Genomic DNA, 16,725 nt, shown 5'->3' with positions numbered 1-16,725 from the left:
ATTGTAGCTTTGATTCCAGTATTTTGTGGTAAAAAATCGTCGCAATGCATCTTGGAGTGACTTAGGTATAATTGGCGTTAACTGATTAATTCGACAGGGGTGGCGATCATGCACATTCATATTTTGGGGATTTGTGGCACCTTTATGGGTGGGGCTGCGATGCTGGCGCGTCAACTTGGCCATAAAGTGACGGGCTCAGATGCCAATGTTTATCCGCCGATGAGCACCATGCTCAAGCAGCACGGAATTGAGATCATTGAGGGCTATGACCCAGCCCAGCTTGAACCTGCTCCTGATTTGGTGGTGATTGGCAATGCCATGAGCCGAGGAAATCCTTGCGTAGAGTATGTGCTTAATCGCAATCTGCGCTACACCTCTGGGCCACAATGGTTGCAAGAGTTCCTTCTCCATGAGCGCTGGGTCCTCGCGGTATCAGGTACCCATGGTAAGACCACGACCGCCAGTATGCTGGTCTGGATTTTAGAAGAGTGTGGTTATCAGCCGGGCTTTTTGGTTGGCGGCGTTTTGGGTAACTTTGGCTTGTCTGCGTGCTTGGGCGAGAGCATGTTTTTTGTCGTTGAGGCGGATGAGTATGATAGTGCGTTCTTTGATAAACGTTCGAAATTTGTCCATTATCACCCACGCACTTTGATCATTAATAACCTTGAGTTTGATCATGCGGATATTTTTGATGATCTTGAGGCGATCAAAAGGCAGTTTCACCACTTGATCCGAACCGTACCAGGAAACGGCCGGATCCTCTCGCCATTGGGTGAGCCTGCGATTGAGGACACTTTGGCACGTGGCTGCTGGAGTGAGACTGAGTTCTCAGGTCAAGACGGTGAGTGGCAATCTCAGCTTGTCAGTCGTGATGGCAGCCATTTTGATGTATTGCACCGAGGTATGGTAGTCGGTCAGGTCCGCTGGGATCTTGTTGGCGATCATAACGTCAATAATGCGCTGATGGCGATTGCCGCTGCGCGTCATGTCGGGGTTGAACCCAAGCATGCGTGTGAGGCGCTGGCGCGGTTTATTAACACTAAACGTCGTCTAGAGCTTAAAGGCGAAGCAGCTTCGGTTAAGGTCTATGATGACTTCGCTCACCATCCAACCGCGATCAAGCTGACCTTGGAGGGGCTGCGCAACAAGGTTGGCGATGACAAGATTATTGCCGTGCTTGAGCCGCGCTCAGCGACGATGAAGCGAGGAGTGCATAAAGATACCCTAGCGGAGTCATTAAGTGCCGCAGACAGTGTCTTTCTCTATCAACCCGCCAACATTGACTGGCAAGTTTCTGATGTGATTGAACAATGCCACCAGCAAGAGGCCTATGCCACCGCTGATATCGATAAGTTGGTTACAGAGATCGTTGTGCTGGCGCAGCCTGGCAATCACGTTCTGGTGATGAGCAATGGCGGGTTTGAGGGCATTCACAGTAAACTGATGCAAGCGTTGGAAGCGAAGTAAACAATGAAGCAGAACACAACCAGCCAGAAAGCAATTACCCTTGCCTTTACTGGTGCGTCTGGCGCGCCTTATGGTTTGCGTCTACTTGAGTGCTTGCTGGCAGCAGATTATCAAGTGTATCTCTTAGTCTCGTCTGCCGCGAGGGTGGTACTGGCGACCGAAGAGGGATTAAAGCTGCCCAGCGGCCCAGAAGCGATGCACAAAGCGTTGGTCGAATATCTGGGTTGCCAGGCCGATAAGTTGATTGTCTGCGGTAAAGAAGACTGGTTTTCACCGGTTGCCTCCGGGTCAGCTGCGCCTAAGCAAATGGTAATCTGCCCCTGCTCAGCCGGCAGTATCGCAGCGATTGCGCACGGTATGTCGGATAATTTGATTGAACGGGCCGCCGATGTGGCACTCAAGGAGCGCGGTCAATTGATGCTGGTGGTCAGAGAGACGCCGTTTTCAACCCTGCACCTTGAGAACATGCATAAGCTCTCGCAGATGGGCGTAACGATCATGCCTGCCTCACCAGGCTTCTACCACCAGCCCCAAAGCATCGATGATTTGGTCGACTTTATTGTTGCGCGAGTGCTCGATCACCTAGGTATCGAACAAGGGCTAGTTCCACGCTGGGGATATGATTCTCGGAAAAAATAGGCTCTGCTCAAGGGGCGAGGTTCGAGTTACACTTCGTTCCGGGTATCGAGGGGTAAGTTGGGTGTGTTAAACCCCTCGCTCCTCGTAGGGCAAAGCCCGTCCCCGAACCTCGCCCACCTGTTTTTAGGTTTAAATAGCTTTTGGATCATGGCAACCCAAAAGAGTGGAAAGCTAAAAAAATCCCCGCACTCGTGCGGGGATTGGATTAGATTTCTTCGTCGTTGAGCTCTTTGAGCACTTGGAAGATTTCGCGGAAGGCCTTGGCAGGCTTGCCAGCTTTTTTCTCTTTTGCCGCTTGGCGAGCAAGCTGTCGCAGGCGTTGACGGTCCGCATCCGGGAACATCGTCATCACATCAGCGATAGCGCTATCGCCCTCTTCCACTACGCGATCACGCAGCTGTTCAAGCTTATGCAGCTCTGCCGTTGCTTGAGAGTGCTTATTGCGCACTTTATCCAGTGCTGCCTGCAATGGTTCCGTGTCTTCATTACGCATGATCTTGCCAATGTACTGAAGCTGACGACGGCGTGCTTCTTTAGTAAAACGCTGTGCATCTTTGATTGCGTCACGTAGGTCATCGCTAAGTGGAAACTTTTCTAAAACGGATGGTTTTAGACTCACCAGCTCTTCACCCAGTTTTTGCAACTCTTCCATGTCACGCTTCAACTCGGTTTTACTCACCCAGATGATCTCTTCTTCCGGTTCCCAGGGCGCTTTTTGATTCTTACGGGCCATGTTTTTGCCTTTTTTATCGATCTATAGGCTTATTTTAACAACAATCATGGGGAGAAAGCGAAATTCTTGTTATTCTTGATCAATAACCCTAAACCGATGAAGTGAAGATGGATGTAAAACAGCAAGTTGCTGAGCAACGAAAAGAATTGGAACACGCAGTTGCCAAGGCGCTCGAGTTGGCTGGCAAGCAGTCGGATGCTGCTGAAGTTGCGATCAGTAAGTCGACTGGCCTCAGTGTCTCTACCCGAGGCTGTGAGGTTGAGAACGTCGAGTTTAACAGCGATGGCGCGCTTGGGATCACGGTTTATCGTGGCCAGCGCAAGGGCAGCGCATCCACTTCAGATCTGAGTGAGCAGGCTATTCAGCAGACGGTGCTGGCGGCGCTTGATATCGCCCAGTATACCTCGGAAGACCCTTGTGCAGGTCCTGCAGACAAGGAGCTGATGGTGAAAGATATTCCAGATTTGGATCTTTTCCATCCAGAAACCCCAGATCCAGACTACGCAGCCAAGATTGCCATTGAGGCTGAGCAGGTTGCGTTGTCGTTTGATAGCAAGATCAAGCAAAGCGATGGTGCTAGCTACGACAGCCACTATGGCATTAAGGTTTATGGTAACAGTCACGGCTTGCTGGCCAGCTACCCGAGCAGTCGTCACAGCATTAGCTGTTGCGTGATTGGTCAGAGCGATGACGGGGATATGGAGCGCGATTACAGTTACACGGTTGCGCGTCACAAAGACGATTTGTGGAGCGCGGAAAAGGTCGGTCGTCTTGCAGCAGAGCAGACGGTCAGTCGCCTTGATCCGCGTCGCGTGCCAACGGGAGAGTATCCGGTGATGTTTGCCGCCGATGTTGCGACCGGGCTGATGGGCCACCTTACCATGGCGATCAGTGGTGGTAACCTGTACCGTAAAGCCTCGTTCTTGCTTGATCACCTCGGTGAAAAGATCCTCCCAGATTGGTTCAATATTGAAGAGAAGCCCCACGTGTTGCGTGGCCTTGCATCGAGCCCATTTGACAGCGAGGGTGTGGTGACTCAAGACCGCGAGATCATCACCGATGGTGTTCTGGCCACCTATCTGCTGACCAGCTATGCGGCGCGTAAGATGAATATGCAGCCAACCGGTCATGCTGGTGGCATCCACAACTGGTATGTGAAATCGACAGGCCAAGATTATCAACAAATGCTCAATGAGCTGGGGACGGGTCTATTGGTTACAGAAGTGATGGGACAGGGCGTTAATACCGTGACGGGTGACTACTCTCGCGGCGCTGCTGGCTTCTGGGTTGAGAATGGCAAAATCCAGTATCCGGTTTCGGAGATCACGATTGCAGGCAACCTCAAAGAGATGTTCCAGCGTATCGTGGCTGTCGGCACGGATGTTGAGACTCGCTCACAGATCCAGACGGGCTCAATGCTGATTGAGTCGATGAAAGTCGCGGGTGATTAACCCCTCGTTGTAGTTATTATTGTTAATAGCGAGAAAGCCCCTGCAGTGCAGGGGCTTTGTTATTTCTGAATGACCATCATCAGATAAAGATAGTGGCTAGTCCAAGGAACACCGACAAGCCAATTACATCCGTGACGGTGGTCAATGCCATACCACCAGCAAGTGCAGGATCAATATTAATCTTCTTGAGCAAGATCGGAATACTCACCCCAGCAACGCCCGCGACGAACAGGTTGGCCAGCATAGCTGCGGAGATGATTCCGCCGAGCATCCAGTCACCCTTCCACACCACGACAATCACACCAATGATCAGCGCCCACAAGACGCCATTAAGTAGGCCAATCAAGGCCTCTTTGATCAGCAGCTCACGCTTATTGGCATCACCGATATGACCCAGAGCAAGTCCGCGGATCACCAGAGCAACGGTTTGGTTACCAGCAACCCCGCCCATTGATGGCACAATCGTCATCAGAACCGCAATCGCCGCCATTTGCTCCAGCGTCGCCTCGAAGACGTTGGACACCGAAGCTGCTGCAAGTGCTGCAAGAACATTGACCCCAAGCCAAACGCTGCGTCGACGCGCAGATTTCACCACGGGTGCGAAGGTATCCTCATCATCATCTAGGCCCGCTAAGCTCATCATTGAGTGTTCGGCATCCTCACGGATCACATCGACCACATCATCAATGGTGATGCGCCCAACCAGGTGAAGATTCTCATCAATCACCGGCGCTGATACCCAGTCGCGACGCTCAAACAGGCTGGCGACATCTGTGGCGCTGGTGTTAACGGAAATGGCTTCATCGGCGTCATCCATAACCTCAGTAACCGGGGTATCTGGTTGAGTAGTAAGTAGGCTGGTGAGGGCAAGGTTACCAATCAGCTGACTGTCTTCATCGATAACGTAAAGCGTATCGGTCGCCTCTGGCAGCTCGCCTTTCATGCGCAGGTAGCGCAGCACAACATCGACATCCACATCGCCTCGGATGGTGATAAAGTCAGTGTTCATCAGCCCACCAGCGGTGTCTTCTGGGTAGGAGAGGGCGGTCTCGACCCGTAGTCTGTCCGCGGTGTCCATCTGATCGAGGACTTCCCGCGAGATATTCTGCGGCAAGCTACGCAAGACATAAGCGACATCATCGGTGTCCATCCCCTCGGTGGCTTCCGCGAGCTTTTCGGGTGCCATCTTTGACACCAAGGCATCCTTGACGTCTTCACTCAGCTCGTCAAGGATTTCACCGTAGTCTTCTGGGTCGGTCAACTGCCACAGAACGTCGCGGCTTTTGCGTGGAGAGGCCTCAAGAAGATGGGCAATATCTTCTGGCTCCATATCCTGGAGTTGGCGTCTTACATGAACAAAACGGCCAGACTCTAATGCGTCGGAAATTTCTTGGAGGGTTTGATGAGCTTGGTCGAATTCTATTTGCTCGCTCATAGATTCCCCCTAACTAATGAATTGATAATTTGTTGAATATTAGCTTAAATTTGTGACAGAGTTAATCGTCTTCTTCAAACTTATCTTGGATCAGGTGACAGACGGCGGCGAGTGCCTCTTGGCTTTGCTCCCCTTCGGCCAGAACAGTAATTTCTTGTCCCTGAGCTGACTCGAGCATCAATAATCCCATGATGCTGTCGGCCATCGCTTCTTTGCCCTCTGGGTTACGGACGGTAATTGTAGCGGCGTAGGACTGCGCCAGTTCAACCAATTTCATTGCTGCACGCGCGTGTAGCCCAAGACGATTTTCAATAACAACAGTTTGTGAGTGGGTCATAACCTAATCTTTATTCTTCTCTAGTGATGTATGACGGATCTGGACGGTTTTGCCCAGTTGTTGAAAGTATTCGCCGATTTGCTGAGTCAGATACACAGAGCGGTGTTTCCCTCCGGTACAACCTATCGCCACGGTGACATAGCTGCGGTTGTTGAGCTCAAGGGCAGGCAGCCATCGCTCGACAAAGCTTTGGATTTGCTGCTTTAACTCGAGCACATCTTGGTGCTGCTCGAGAAAAGAGCGGATCGGTGAGTCGAGACCTGTCATGGGTCTTAGCTCGGGTACCCAGTGTGGGTTGGGTAAGAAGCGTACGTCAAAGACGTAGTCGGCATCCGAGGGCAGGCCATACTTAAAGCCAAATGACTCAAACACCATCACTAACTCTTTATGCTCACGCCCTTCGATGCGCAGGCGCACAGTCTCACTCAGTTCATGCAGTGACTTCTCGCTACTATCGATAACCAGATCGGCCATTTCTTTTAGCGGCGTGAGAATGTTTTTTTCCTGCTCTATCGCCTGATCAAGTGACAGGCGGCTATCGCGCTGAGAAAGTGGGTGCAAGCGGCGGGTTTCGCTGTAGCGCTTGAGTAGAGTGCTTTTTGCTGCGTCGAGGAATAGAATGCTTAGGTCGCTATTGCCTTTAAATTGGCTAATCTGCAGCTCCAGGTCGGCCGTATTCTCAGGTAAATTGCGGATATCGATACTCACCGCGACGTTCTGCTTACTGCCACGCACAGACTCAACGAATGAGGCCAATAAATCAACGGGCAGGTTGTCGACACAGTAGTATCCAATGTCTTCTAGAACCCGCAAAGTGATGCTTTTACCGGCTCCAGAGTAGCCACTTACGATAATCAGTCTCATTATGTCTGCTTAACCGCCGATCATTATGTTGTAAAGCTCTTGGTCGTTACGAGCGTTACGGAGTTGTTTTAGTACCTGTTTATCATTTAAACGCTCTGCCATGGATGACAATGTCTTTAAATGTTCTTTACATTGTGCGTCAGGGACAAGCAGAGCGAAGAGAATATCCACGGGTCTATTGTCGATGGCATCGAATTCAATGGGGTCTTGGCATTGGAGTAATACTGCCACGGCATGTTCGCTCGATTTCATACGAGCATGGGGAATGGCTATCCCATTTCCAATGCCAGTACTGCCCATTTTTTCTCGGCTCAACATATTCTCAAACAGTTCGGTTGAGCTGATGCCGGTTTGATCCGCCACCAGTTCACTGATGATTTCAAGTGCACGTTTTTTACTCGTGCAAGGGACTGCACTTTTGGTGCAGTCCACTGTGAGTACTTCGCTTAATTGCATATTTAATGGCTACTTAGCTTTTCTTTATGCTTGTTCAATTGTCTTACTAGTTTATCAACCAAGGCGTCAATGGCCGCATACATACTGTCGTCTTCTGCTGTCGCATGGATATCACCTTGGTTTACGTGAAGGGTAGCTTCTGCGATCTGGCGCATTTTTTCAACACGTAAAACCACATGAACGTTATTTATGTGGTCAAAAAATCGCTCCAGCTTCTCAAACTTAGTGTTCACATAGTCTTGCATTGAATCGGTTAGATCAACGTGATGGCCATTTAGATTGATTTGCATAGACTTTCCTTCTCGGTTAGGGCCTAAAGCAGGCGTTTTCGCTGACTTGAAGGGGCAATACCGAGTGACTCACGGTATTTAGCGATCGTACGTCTTGCGACCTGAATTCCTTGGTCAGCGAGTAGGGCTGCAATCTTACTGTCACTCAGTGGTTTCACTGGGTTCTCGGCAGCAACCAATTTCTTGATCAGTGCGCGGATTGCAGTCGATGAGCACTCTCCTCCGTTGTCCGTGCTAACGTGACTGGAGAAGAAGTATTTCAATTCAAATATGCCCCTTGGTGTGTGCATGTACTTCTGGGTTGTGACCCGAGAAATCGTCGATTCATGCATATCAACCGCGAGGGCGACATCATTTAGCACCATAGGTTTCATTGCCTCTTCACCATACTCAAAGAAATCACGCTGGTGCTCAACAATGCACTTGGCAACTTTGAGTAGAGTCTCATTGCGACTCTCGAGGCTTTTGATTAGCCACTTGGCTTCTTGCAGATTACTGCGAATGTACTGACTATCAGCATTATTGCCTCTAGCAAGATTAGCATATTGCTGATTCACTTTGAGGCGAGGGGCGCTGTCCGGGTTGATGGTGACCAGCCATTTGCCGTGATCTTTAAACACTGAGACATCCGGTATCACATACTCTGCGTGGGTTTGAGTGATACGGCTGCCTGGGCGAGGGTCAAGTCGTTGGATAAGGCCTAACACCTCGCGCAACTGCGGCTCTTTAAGGCGAGTTTCCTTAATAATCAACTTGTAGTCACGATTACCTAGTTGATCAACATGATTAGCGAGCACCAATTTTGCTTCTTCCAGCCAGGGCGTGTCTTCAGGTAGCACGGATAACTGCAGCAGCAAGCATTCTTGAAGATTGTGCGAGCCGACACCGAGAGGATCAAAGCGTTGGATACGTTTTCTTACCGCCTCAACCTCGTCGAGCTCAAGTTCTTCGTTATCAAAACTGTCTAGGATTTCTTGAGGGGAGAGAGTCAGGTAACCATAATCATCAATGGCTTCGATGATCGCGAGTGCGATTGAGCGGTCGTTGTCAGAAAAGGGCGTCAGGTCTAACTGCCACAGCAGATAATCTTGCAGTGATTCGGTTGTTTCACCTTGATAAATAGGGGCATCATCGTCCAGCGCAATGCCAGTATTCCCCGTGTTCGCGCTGTAGACGTCATCCCAAGTGGTATCGATCTCTAAATCGTTGCTTAGATCCGACTTTTCAATAAGGTCTGAGCTGTCCTTCAGCTCAGGCTCGGCCACGTCGACACTGTCGTGCTCTTCGCCATTGGCTTTAACCTCTGAGCTTTCCGTGGTGGTATTTTCGGACGCACTATTTTCCGTGTTTTCATCGCCAGTGACCTCCTCAACCTCAAGGAGTGGGTTCGAATCGAGTGCTTCTTGAATCTCTTGTTGCAGATCGAGCGTTGACAACTGCAGCAGGCGGATCGCTTGCTGTAGTTGGGGGGTCATGGCTAATTGTTGACCTAGCTTGAGTTGTAATGAAGGTTTCATTCAGTCGTGCTCACCTTATTGTATTTTTTATTTCCCTTCTCCGTAATCATAGACGGAATTGCTCACCAAGATAAACCTGTTTGACCTCGCTGTCATTCAGAACTTGCTCTGGTGTTCCCTCTGCGATTAGGCGTCCTTGGCTCACAATGTAGGCTTTTTCACACACATCAAGCGTCTCTCGCACGTTGTGGTCGGTGATCAAGACTCCCAGGCCACGCTCTTTGAGGTGTTCAATGATTTTTTTGATATCGATAACCGAGATCGGGTCGACCCCAGCAAAGGGTTCATCGAGTAAGATGAATTGCGGGTTGGCAGCGAGTGCACGCGCGATTTCGACGCGGCGGCGCTCACCACCAGACAGAGCCATACCGGCACTCTTGCGAATGTGTTGGATGTGAAACTCTTCTAGCAAATCTTCGAGTTTGTCTTGGCGCTCCTCTCGGGAGAGTTCATCGCGGGTTTCCAGTACCGCCATGATGTTGTCTTCTACCGACAACTTACGAAAGATAGAGGCCTCTTGTGGCAAGTAGCCGATCCCCATACGTGAGCGGCTATGCATTGGCAAGATGCTGATGTCTTTATCATCAATTGAGATCTTGCCCTCATCGCGAGCAACTAGGCCAACGATCATGTAAAACGAGGTGGTTTTACCCGCACCATTGGGGCCCAGTAGGCCAACGATTTGGCCTGATTCAACCTGCAAACTTACATCAGAAACCACCTTGCGTGCTTTATAGCTCTTTGCCAGGTGTTCTGCTTTTAATACTGCCATTTACTACTCACTTTTTGCTGGTGGCTGAAGCACAGTCGAGACTCGGCCACCAGTCTGTGCACCATCCGCGACCAGTTTTTGTTCTGAGATCTTATAGCGGATCTTATCGCCGCTAATTTTACTGCCATCTTGTGCCAACGTTGCGCGTCGGAGCATCAGTAGTTCGTCGGCGGCCATGTTGTAGTATAACTCCTCCGCTTCACCTGCAAGGGTGTTACCGTCGTCGGTGAGTTGAGAGAAAGTACTTGGTTGGCCGTAGGCCTCAATCTGTTTGATCGCACCATCTACAGGGTCACGGGTGACTACTATTTTGTCTGCGCTAATGTTGATGCTGCCTTGTTTGAGTTTTACATCACCGGCAAAGGTCACCTGATTGCTCTGCATATCCAGTTGCTGGCTGTCAGAGTCAATGTAAATGGGTTGCTCGGTATCAGTAGATAGAGCCAATACTGGCGCTGAAGCCATCAGGCAGGTCAGCAAGCCCGCCATAGAGCTAAGGTGTGAGAGTTTCATATCTACCCTGTACGTGTTGGTATAGTGTTGCGGTGTTGTCTTTGAAGCTCCCCTTCATCGCTTGACCTCGTGTTACAAACTGAGGTCCATTGAGTCTGACGGTTTGATCGGCCCAAAACTCCCGCTTATCTAACTGAATGTTCAATTGTTCTGTCATCATAGTGTCAAAGCTAGAGGTTGGTAGCAAGTTCTTTGCAATCACCTTGTCAGACAGAACCAAAACTTGCTTATCATCGAGCCTTGCTTTGCGCGCACTGATCTCCCACTCGAGCAGGTTACCATCTTTATAGATGCGTAGGATAGGCTGCTCAAACACGGTATCACCACTCGCGGCGTAGTACTCAAGATGGCTCGATGTGATCTCATAGCTGCGTATGCCGCGGCTATCATATGAGATGTTAGACATGTTTGTACCGCTGAAAAGGGGCAACTCCTCATTTGGACTAACTTGGATGTCATAGCCTTCGTCATTTTGGAGCAGGTAGTAGCCGCATAATAGGCAGACAGCGACTAGAAACCCGTGACCAAGGCGCGACAGGGTCATATACTCAGCCCTTTGTGCATCTCAAGCTCTCCCTTGGCTTGCAAGATAAGGTCACTGACCTCACGAACTGCGCCGTGACCACCTTTGATTTTGGTCACGTAGTTGGCACGTTGTACCAGCAATGGGTGACCATCAGCGACACAGACCTTAAGCGCTACTTGTTCCATCACTGGCCAGTCGATAAGATCGTCACCAATGTAACCAGTGTACTCAGGGGCAATGTTGAGCTGACGACAGATGTCTTGGTAAGCCTTAATCTTGTCGTCTTGCCCCTGATAAATTAGTTTGATCCCAAGTGCAGCCATGCGGTTTTCGACAATTTTTGACTGACGACCGGTGATGATAGCTATCTCAACCCCGGCACTCATGAGTGCTTTTACACCGTAGCCATCGCGGGTGTGGAAAGTTTTAAGCTCTTCTCCATCGTTACCCATATACACTAGCCCATCGGAGAAAACACCATCAACGTCACAGATCAGCAATTTGATTTGGCGAGCAATATTAAATACCTGGGTGTTGACTGGGCCATAAAGAGTTTCTATTTGGAGAGTCATCACATTACTCCCGCTCGCAACATATCGAGCATGTTAAGCGCACCAACTAGCTCGCCATCCTCGTTACATAGTAGCAAACCGTTAATTGATTTTTCTTGCATGATATTCACTCCTTCTGCAGCTAGCATGTCAGGTGAGACGGAGGTTGGACTTGGGATCATCACTTGTCCTATCGCTGTGTTATGAATATCGACGCGCTTATCGAGGATACGGCGCAAGTCCCCATCGGTGAAAATACCCGTCAGCTTGTTGTTTTCATCGATGACTGCTGTCATGCCCAAGCCTTTTTGGCTGATCTCCAGCAGGGCGTCGCGGATCATAGTGTCGGCATAAACGCGTGGGAGATTTTCACCAGTGTGCATAATGTCAGACATTTTTAATAAGAGTTTTCTCCCCAGTGCACCACCTGGATGCGACAGGGCAAAGTCTTGCGCTGTAAAGCCGCGAGCTTCAAGTAGCGCCACTGCCAGGGCATCGCCAAGCACTAGCGTTGCGGTGGTACTCGAGGTTGGGGCAAGACCCAGTGGACATGCCTCCTTTGGCACAGTGATCTGCAGGTGAATGTCGGCGAGTGTTGCCATGGTTGAACTTGGCTTTCCTGTCATAGAGATGATTTGGTTGCCCAAGCGTTTTAACACAGGGAAAAGTGCTAAGATCTCACTTGATTCACCCGAGTTGGAGATGGCAAGTACCACATCGCCGGGCTCGATCATACCCAGATCACCGTGCGCTGCCTCACCGGGATGCACAAAAAACGCCGAGGTGCCGGTACTGGCAAAGCTTGCCGCAATCTTGTTGCCGATATGGCCAGACTTACCCATTCCCATTACAACGACTTTGCGCTTGCAAGCTAATATCATCTCGCAAGCAGCGCTAAAGTCATCATTTATATGTTTTTTTAGGTGCTCAATAGCATCGATCTCGATATCAATGACCTGGTTAGCTACTGATTTATAATCAAATTGAGACATAGAGTTAATCACCAAATTATGCGGTTATATTCATTACGAGGTAGGCTTGATAGCCAACAAAAAATAGGAACAGCAACGCGCCCTCGAAGCGATTGATGCTGCGAGATTTGCCCAGTGCCATGACCACGAGGACAAGACTAATAAACAGCATGACCCAATAGTCACGCTCCATTACTAGCTCGCTCACTAGGGAGGGGTTAAGCAGGCCAGGTATGCCCATGACGGCAAGGATGTTAAACACGTTCGAGCCAATGATGTTACCGACGGCCATATCATCTTCGCCTTTCATGACACCAGCCAGTGAGGCGGCAAGTTCAGGTAAGCTGGTGCCAACGGCAATGATGGTCAAGCCAATGACCAGGTCGCTCATACCAAAGTAGGTGGCAATGATTACGGCATTATTCACCAGGGTATCGGCCGAAAATGGCAGGATTAACAACCCGACAACAACCCACATTGCGGCTTTGCCGTTACTTACGCCCTGGGGTATCTCAGATTCCTGCTCTTCCAGAAAGACGTCACCCTTGGCCTGCTCTTTGCGGCTGATATACAGCATGGTGAGGATAAACAAGGCAAATAAAACCACCAGCAGGGTGCCTTCATAAAAACCCAGATAGCCATCCCATACCAAGGCACCGCAGATCAGGGTCACAACGATCATCAATGGTAGCTCACGTTTGAGCACCCCGGAGCTGATTGAGAGTGGTTTGACTAAGGCGGTAATACCCAAGATAAGGGCGATGTTAGCGATGTTGGAGCCAATGACATTACCCACAGCAGTATCTGAGCGCCCCTCTAGGGCCGCTGTAGCTGAGACCATCATTTCTGGTGCTGATGAGCCCATTGCCAAGATGGTCATGCCGATGACTAAGGGCGAAATGCCAAAGTTTCGTGCTAACGCAGCCGCGCCGAAGACCAGCTTATCCGCACTCCAAACCAAAAAAATTAGTCCTAGGATAAGGAAAGCAATCGCTTCAATCATGGGGTTCCCTAATTTTGTTACAGTTATGGCGCACAATTTTGAACGTTTGTCGGGCAAAAGTGAAGCAGCCATGCGAATTAATTTGCACTGTCTTTAGCATAGGTAAATCATTGAATATTAGATGAGCCAAAGCTGAGAAATCAGTATAAGATAAGTTATCAGAATGTTAGTCAAGGAGAGCAGGTGACCATGATGGGGGAGTCCTACGTCTCGATAGCGGATTTATACTTTACCCGAGCAGAGCGAGTGATCTTTGATAGCCTCGACCTTGAGATCGAAACGGGTCGGGTGACTGCTATCTTGGGGCCGTCAGGGATTGGAAAAACCACCCTTCTCAAGTTGATCGGTGGACAGCTACAGCCAGATGCGGGAACGATCATGGTTGCTGGTAGCGATATCAATCGCTTAAGGCGAGGTGAGCTGTATCAGCTGCGCTCGAGGATGGGGATGCTGTTCCAGTCTGGCGCTCTATTTACCGACCTCTCGGTCTTCGATAATGTCGCCTTTCCAATTCGCGAGCACACTCAGCTTGAAGAGTCTCTGATACGTAGCTTGGTGCTACTCAAGCTTGAAGCTGTTGGGCTGCGCGGTGCGGTGCACTTGATGCCAAGTGAGTTGTCTGGTGGTATGGCGCGGCGCGTTGCGCTAGCGCGAGCGATTGCCCTCGACCCTGAGCTGGTGATGTACGATGAGCCCTTTGTCGGCCAAGACCCAATGACCAAAGGGGTACTGGTTGAGCTGATTGGGAAGCTCAATCGCACACTTGGCCTGACCTCAATCATTGTTTCTCACGACGTTCCTGAGGTATTTGCCATCGCCGATTATGCCTACATTCTCGCTGACGGCAAGGTAATTGCGCAAGGGACACCAGAGGCTTTATCCAGCAGCCAAGATCCCAAGGTGCGCCAATTTCTCGATGGTGCGGCGGACGGCCCAGTGCCCTTTGCCTATCCAGCCCCAGCCCTGAGCGAGGATCTTCGCTATGAGTAGCCAAATAATAGCGTCAATAACCAAGCTTGGACGTGCCACCTTAGATAATCTCTCCACATTGGGTCGCAGCGCGGTCATGTTGATGCAAGTACTCTTGGCCAAGCCACAACCTGTTAAGAACTTTCCTCTGCTGGTAAAACAGATCTACAACCTTGGCGTTCAGTCGATGGCCATTATCGTCGTCTCTGGGCTTTTTATCGGCATGGTGTTAAGCCTACAAGGCTATGTTGTGCTGGTGGACTACGGCGCAGAAACTAACTTAGGACAAATGGTGGCGTTGTCCTTAATGCGTGAACTTGGACCTGTGGTGACGGCATTGCTGTTTGCTGGTCGAGCTGGCTCGGCGTTGACCGCTGAAATCGGTTTAATGAAAGCCACGGAACAGCTATCGAGCATGGAGATGATGGCAGTGGACCCGCTGCGCCGCGTGATTGCACCGCGCTTCTGGGCTGGCGTGATCGTTATGCCGATGTTGGCGACCATTTTTATTGTGGTTGGTATTTGGGGTGGCGAAGTGGTTGGTGTCGATTGGAAAGGCATTGATCGTGGTAGTTTCTGGGCGGCGATGCAGTCGTCGGTACAACTTGGTTACGATATTGGCAATGGGCTTATCAAGTCGTTGGTGTTTGCGTTTGCGGTGACTTGGATTGCGCTATTCAATGGTTTTGATGCGGTTCCAACTTCAGAGGGTATCAGTCAAGCGACGACCAAAACCGTGGTCAATGCGTCGCTGGTGGTTCTGGGACTAGACTTTGTGTTAACAGCTTTGATGTTTGGTGGTTGATGGTATGCGAAATACAAAAAAAGTAGAGCTGACGGTAGGGTGTTTTGTGTTGGCTGCGATTGTGGCAATTTTGGTATTAATCTTTCAAATTGCTGACGTAAAAAGCTTGGGTCAAGGCGATACTTATGTTCTCAAGGCGAAGTTTGACAATATTGGCAGCTTAAAGGTGCGCGCACCCGTCAAAGTTGGTGGTGTCTCTATTGGCCGGATCTCCGCGATAGACCTGGACCCGGCGAGCTTGATACCGATAGTCACTATGAGTATTGATGGTCGATATAACCAATTTCCGGAAACCTCAAGCATTCAGGTGCTAACATCGGGCTTGATTGGTGAGCAGTACTTAAGCCTTACACCCGGTTTTATCTTTGAGGATGAAGAGATGCTGGGTGATGGTGATGTGATTGAGGATACCAAATCGGCGTTGGTACTTGAGGATCTAATCGGGCAGATGATCTACCGTGTAGGTGATGAGTCGTAAGGGAGTTGAACAATGAGATTATTGTTGGTTTTTTTGGCGAGCTTGGTAAGCAGTTTTAGTCTAATAGCTGAGGAGCTCGATCGTAGTGACCCTTATGAGATGGCGGTCGGTGTTGCGGAAATCTCATTTGAGCGCCTCAAGCGAGATAAAGATCTGATCAATCAAGACCCTAATCATTTGAAAACCGTGGTCGAGCAAGAGCTCTTGCCTTATACCAATTACCGCTACGCGGCACTTAAGGTGCTTGGTCCTGAAGCGAAGAACAACCCACGAGCGGATGTATTGGCCTTCATTGATGCCTTTCGAGATTATCTGGTTGCCTCTTACGCCCAGGTGTTGACGCAATATGATGAGCAGCAGATACAATTTGGTCCGGCGCCAAGGCTGAGTGAAAGCGATAGAATTGCTGGTGTGGCCGTAACGATCATCGATACCCCAAATCCAAATATTCGCCTAGAGTTTAAACTGCGCAAGGAGAAAGATGGCAGTTGGGCCGCCTTCGATATCATTGCCGAAGGGGTCAGCTTATTGTCAAGTAAGCAGTCTGAGTGGCGAGGTGAGCTCCGACGTAAAGGGCTAAGCTCGGTGACACAAGAGTTGCAGCGTCTTGCGCAGTTGCCGATTAAAAAAACGGACGGCAACTAATGAGCGCCATAAAGCTCAATGGACAAGATATCCACCTTTCTGGACCGATCGATCGCGATACGGTTCCAGCATTGTGGCAGCAGTTATCAGCATGGAAACCAGCCCGTGAGCAGCATTGGCTCGACCTTAGCGAGGTTGAACGTATAGATTCGGCCGGGATGGTGATGTTAATCCACTTAATAGAGCATGCAAAAAGCGAAAATTGCCATATAATGCTGTGTTTCGTGCCTGATGAGTTGGGCACGCTTTTCCGCTTGAGCAATGTTGAGTCACTGCTCGCGGAACATATAAAGAATTAGATTT

At 49.9% G+C, this 16,725-nt stretch carries 21 protein-coding genes; 8 read left to right on the top strand and 13 right to left on the bottom strand.

The window, feature by feature from the left end:
• The first annotated feature begins 108 nt into the window (after positions 1-108).
• Both mpl and ACZ5R2_RS00475 read left to right on the top strand, forming a co-directional pair.
• On the top strand, positions 109-1,467 hold the full coding sequence (gene mpl / locus ACZ5R2_RS00480; RefSeq protein ID WP_464900339.1) for a UDP-N-acetylmuramate:L-alanyl-gamma-D-glutamyl-meso-diaminopimelate ligase: 1,359 nt from the start codon (positions 109-111) through the stop codon (positions 1,465-1,467).
• Between the two features lie 3 nt (positions 1,468-1,470).
• Positions 1,471-2,106, top strand: a complete 636-nt coding sequence (locus ACZ5R2_RS00475) for a flavin prenyltransferase UbiX (protein ID WP_464900338.1) — start codon at positions 1,471-1,473, stop codon at positions 2,104-2,106.
• 205 nt (positions 2,107-2,311) lie between these two features.
• Here ACZ5R2_RS00475 and yjgA read toward each other — a convergent pair whose 3' ends face one another.
• Positions 2,312-2,839, bottom strand: coding sequence for a ribosome biogenesis factor YjgA (yjgA, locus tag ACZ5R2_RS00470; protein WP_438460496.1), 528 nt, complete (start codon positions 2,837-2,839; stop codon positions 2,312-2,314).
• Positions 2,840-2,946: 107 nt separating this feature from the next.
• Here yjgA and pmbA point away from each other — a divergent pair, with 107 nt between their 5' ends.
• Positions 2,947-4,290: a metalloprotease PmbA gene (gene pmbA / locus ACZ5R2_RS00465; protein WP_464900337.1), complete on the top strand. Its 1,344-nt coding sequence runs from the start codon at positions 2,947-2,949 to the stop codon at positions 4,288-4,290.
• 79 nt (positions 4,291-4,369) lie between these two features.
• On the opposite strand, the gene mgtE is transcribed toward pmbA, so the two are convergent.
• The 12 genes from mgtE to ACZ5R2_RS00405 form a co-directional block, all read right to left on the bottom strand.
• Positions 4,370-5,725, bottom strand: coding sequence for a magnesium transporter (gene mgtE, locus ACZ5R2_RS00460; RefSeq protein WP_464900336.1), 1,356 nt, complete (start codon positions 5,723-5,725; stop codon positions 4,370-4,372).
• 61 nt (positions 5,726-5,786) lie between these two features.
• Positions 5,787-6,062: an HPr family phosphocarrier protein gene (locus ACZ5R2_RS00455; RefSeq protein ID WP_464900335.1), complete on the bottom strand. Its 276-nt coding sequence runs from the start codon at positions 6,060-6,062 to the stop codon at positions 5,787-5,789.
• 3 nt (positions 6,063-6,065) lie between these two features.
• Entirely contained in the window at positions 6,066-6,926 is an 861-nt protein-coding gene (gene rapZ / locus ACZ5R2_RS00450; RefSeq protein WP_464900334.1) for an RNase adapter RapZ, read from the bottom strand.
• Positions 6,927-6,935: 9 nt separating this feature from the next.
• Positions 6,936-7,382, bottom strand: coding sequence for a PTS IIA-like nitrogen regulatory protein PtsN (gene ptsN, locus ACZ5R2_RS00445; RefSeq protein ID WP_464900333.1), 447 nt, complete (start codon positions 7,380-7,382; stop codon positions 6,936-6,938).
• 2 nt (positions 7,383-7,384) lie between these two features.
• Positions 7,385-7,672 (bottom strand): ribosome hibernation promoting factor, encoded by a 288-nt coding sequence (gene hpf, locus ACZ5R2_RS00440; protein ID WP_438460490.1) that lies wholly within the window; start codon positions 7,670-7,672, stop codon positions 7,385-7,387.
• Between the two features lie 23 nt (positions 7,673-7,695).
• Positions 7,696-9,189, bottom strand: coding sequence for an RNA polymerase factor sigma-54 (locus tag ACZ5R2_RS00435; RefSeq protein WP_464900332.1), 1,494 nt, complete (start codon positions 9,187-9,189; stop codon positions 7,696-7,698).
• A gap of 46 nt (positions 9,190-9,235) precedes the next feature.
• A complete protein-coding gene (gene lptB / locus ACZ5R2_RS00430) occupies positions 9,236-9,961 on the bottom strand; it encodes an LPS export ABC transporter ATP-binding protein (RefSeq protein WP_438460489.1) in 726 nt (241 codons plus the stop codon).
• 3 nt (positions 9,962-9,964) lie between these two features.
• Positions 9,965-10,474 (bottom strand): lipopolysaccharide transport periplasmic protein LptA, encoded by a 510-nt coding sequence (gene lptA / locus ACZ5R2_RS00425; RefSeq protein WP_464900331.1) that lies wholly within the window; start codon positions 10,472-10,474, stop codon positions 9,965-9,967.
• The gene (lptC, locus tag ACZ5R2_RS00420; RefSeq protein WP_464900330.1) at positions 10,455-11,018 is read right to left on the bottom strand and encodes an LPS export ABC transporter periplasmic protein LptC; all 564 of its coding nucleotides are present in this window, start codon (positions 11,016-11,018) and stop codon (positions 10,455-10,457) included. The genes lptA and lptC overlap by 20 nt, the downstream gene beginning before the upstream one ends.
• On the bottom strand, positions 11,015-11,572 hold the full coding sequence (gene kdsC, locus ACZ5R2_RS00415) for a 3-deoxy-manno-octulosonate-8-phosphatase KdsC (RefSeq protein ID WP_464900329.1): 558 nt from the start codon (positions 11,570-11,572) through the stop codon (positions 11,015-11,017). The genes lptC and kdsC overlap by 4 nt, the downstream gene beginning before the upstream one ends.
• On the bottom strand, positions 11,572-12,543 hold the full coding sequence (locus ACZ5R2_RS00410; protein WP_464900328.1) for a KpsF/GutQ family sugar-phosphate isomerase: 972 nt from the start codon (positions 12,541-12,543) through the stop codon (positions 11,572-11,574). The genes kdsC and ACZ5R2_RS00410 overlap by 1 nt, the downstream gene beginning before the upstream one ends.
• Positions 12,544-12,559: 16 nt before the next feature.
• A complete protein-coding gene (locus ACZ5R2_RS00405; RefSeq protein ID WP_464900327.1) occupies positions 12,560-13,525 on the bottom strand; it encodes a calcium/sodium antiporter in 966 nt (321 codons plus the stop codon).
• A 189-nt stretch (positions 13,526-13,714) separates the two neighbouring features.
• Here ACZ5R2_RS00405 and ACZ5R2_RS00400 point away from each other — a divergent pair, with 189 nt between their 5' ends.
• From ACZ5R2_RS00400 to ACZ5R2_RS00380, 5 genes are read left to right on the top strand one after another with little or no spacing between them, the layout of a single operon-like run.
• A complete protein-coding gene (locus tag ACZ5R2_RS00400) occupies positions 13,715-14,515 on the top strand; it encodes an ATP-binding cassette domain-containing protein (RefSeq protein ID WP_464902393.1) in 801 nt (266 codons plus the stop codon).
• Complete coding sequence (gene mlaE, locus ACZ5R2_RS00395; protein ID WP_464900326.1) at positions 14,508-15,299, top strand: lipid asymmetry maintenance ABC transporter permease subunit MlaE; 792 nt, start codon at positions 14,508-14,510, stop codon at positions 15,297-15,299. The genes ACZ5R2_RS00400 and mlaE overlap by 8 nt, the downstream gene beginning before the upstream one ends.
• A gap of 4 nt (positions 15,300-15,303) precedes the next feature.
• Entirely contained in the window at positions 15,304-15,777 is a 474-nt protein-coding gene (gene mlaD, locus ACZ5R2_RS00390; protein ID WP_464900325.1) for an outer membrane lipid asymmetry maintenance protein MlaD, read from the top strand.
• A gap of 12 nt (positions 15,778-15,789) precedes the next feature.
• Positions 15,790-16,422 (top strand): ABC transporter substrate-binding protein, encoded by a 633-nt coding sequence (locus tag ACZ5R2_RS00385; protein ID WP_464900324.1) that lies wholly within the window; start codon positions 15,790-15,792, stop codon positions 16,420-16,422.
• Complete coding sequence (locus ACZ5R2_RS00380; RefSeq protein WP_464900323.1) at positions 16,422-16,721, top strand: STAS domain-containing protein; 300 nt, start codon at positions 16,422-16,424, stop codon at positions 16,719-16,721. The genes ACZ5R2_RS00385 and ACZ5R2_RS00380 overlap by 1 nt, the downstream gene beginning before the upstream one ends.
• Positions 16,722-16,725 lie beyond the last annotated feature (4 nt).

This window comes from Vibrio sabulosilitoris (assembly GCF_055391395.1).
Note: the sequence above shows the minus strand (reverse complement) of the source record. Positions and strands in the feature narration are given on the sequence as shown.

Coding starts and splice junctions, on each gene's coding strand:
- hpf (WP_438460490.1), bottom strand. CDS start 7,672: ATGCAAATCAATCTAAATGGCCATCACGTTGATCTAACCGATTCAATG.
- ACZ5R2_RS00435 (WP_464900332.1), bottom strand. CDS start 9,189: ATGAAACCTTCATTACAACTCAAGCTAGGTCAACAATTAGCCATGACC.
- rapZ (WP_464900334.1), bottom strand. CDS start 6,926: ATGAGACTGATTATCGTAAGTGGCTACTCTGGAGCCGGTAAAAGCATC.
- mgtE (WP_464900336.1), bottom strand. CDS start 5,725: ATGAGCGAGCAAATAGAATTCGACCAAGCTCATCAAACCCTCCAAGAA.
- ACZ5R2_RS00405 (WP_464900327.1), bottom strand. CDS start 13,525: ATGATTGAAGCGATTGCTTTCCTTATCCTAGGACTAATTTTTTTGGTT.
- mlaE (WP_464900326.1), top strand. CDS start 14,508: ATGAGTAGCCAAATAATAGCGTCAATAACCAAGCTTGGACGTGCCACC.
- pmbA (WP_464900337.1), top strand. CDS start 2,947: ATGGATGTAAAACAGCAAGTTGCTGAGCAACGAAAAGAATTGGAACAC.
- ACZ5R2_RS00380 (WP_464900323.1), top strand. CDS start 16,422: ATGAGCGCCATAAAGCTCAATGGACAAGATATCCACCTTTCTGGACCG.
- ACZ5R2_RS00475 (WP_464900338.1), top strand. CDS start 1,471: ATGAAGCAGAACACAACCAGCCAGAAAGCAATTACCCTTGCCTTTACT.
- kdsC (WP_464900329.1), bottom strand. CDS start 11,572: ATGACTCTCCAAATAGAAACTCTTTATGGCCCAGTCAACACCCAGGTA.
- ACZ5R2_RS00400 (WP_464902393.1), top strand. CDS start 13,715: ATGATGGGGGAGTCCTACGTCTCGATAGCGGATTTATACTTTACCCGA.
- lptA (WP_464900331.1), bottom strand. CDS start 10,474: ATGAAACTCTCACACCTTAGCTCTATGGCGGGCTTGCTGACCTGCCTG.
- mlaD (WP_464900325.1), top strand. CDS start 15,304: ATGCGAAATACAAAAAAAGTAGAGCTGACGGTAGGGTGTTTTGTGTTG.
- mpl (WP_464900339.1), top strand. CDS start 109: ATGCACATTCATATTTTGGGGATTTGTGGCACCTTTATGGGTGGGGCT.
- lptC (WP_464900330.1), bottom strand. CDS start 11,018: ATGACCCTGTCGCGCCTTGGTCACGGGTTTCTAGTCGCTGTCTGCCTA.
- ACZ5R2_RS00385 (WP_464900324.1), top strand. CDS start 15,790: ATGAGATTATTGTTGGTTTTTTTGGCGAGCTTGGTAAGCAGTTTTAGT.
- ptsN (WP_464900333.1), bottom strand. CDS start 7,382: ATGCAATTAAGCGAAGTACTCACAGTGGACTGCACCAAAAGTGCAGTC.
- ACZ5R2_RS00455 (WP_464900335.1), bottom strand. CDS start 6,062: ATGACCCACTCACAAACTGTTGTTATTGAAAATCGTCTTGGGCTACAC.
- lptB (WP_438460489.1), bottom strand. CDS start 9,961: ATGGCAGTATTAAAAGCAGAACACCTGGCAAAGAGCTATAAAGCACGC.
- yjgA (WP_438460496.1), bottom strand. CDS start 2,839: ATGGCCCGTAAGAATCAAAAAGCGCCCTGGGAACCGGAAGAAGAGATC.
- ACZ5R2_RS00410 (WP_464900328.1), bottom strand. CDS start 12,543: ATGTCTCAATTTGATTATAAATCAGTAGCTAACCAGGTCATTGATATC.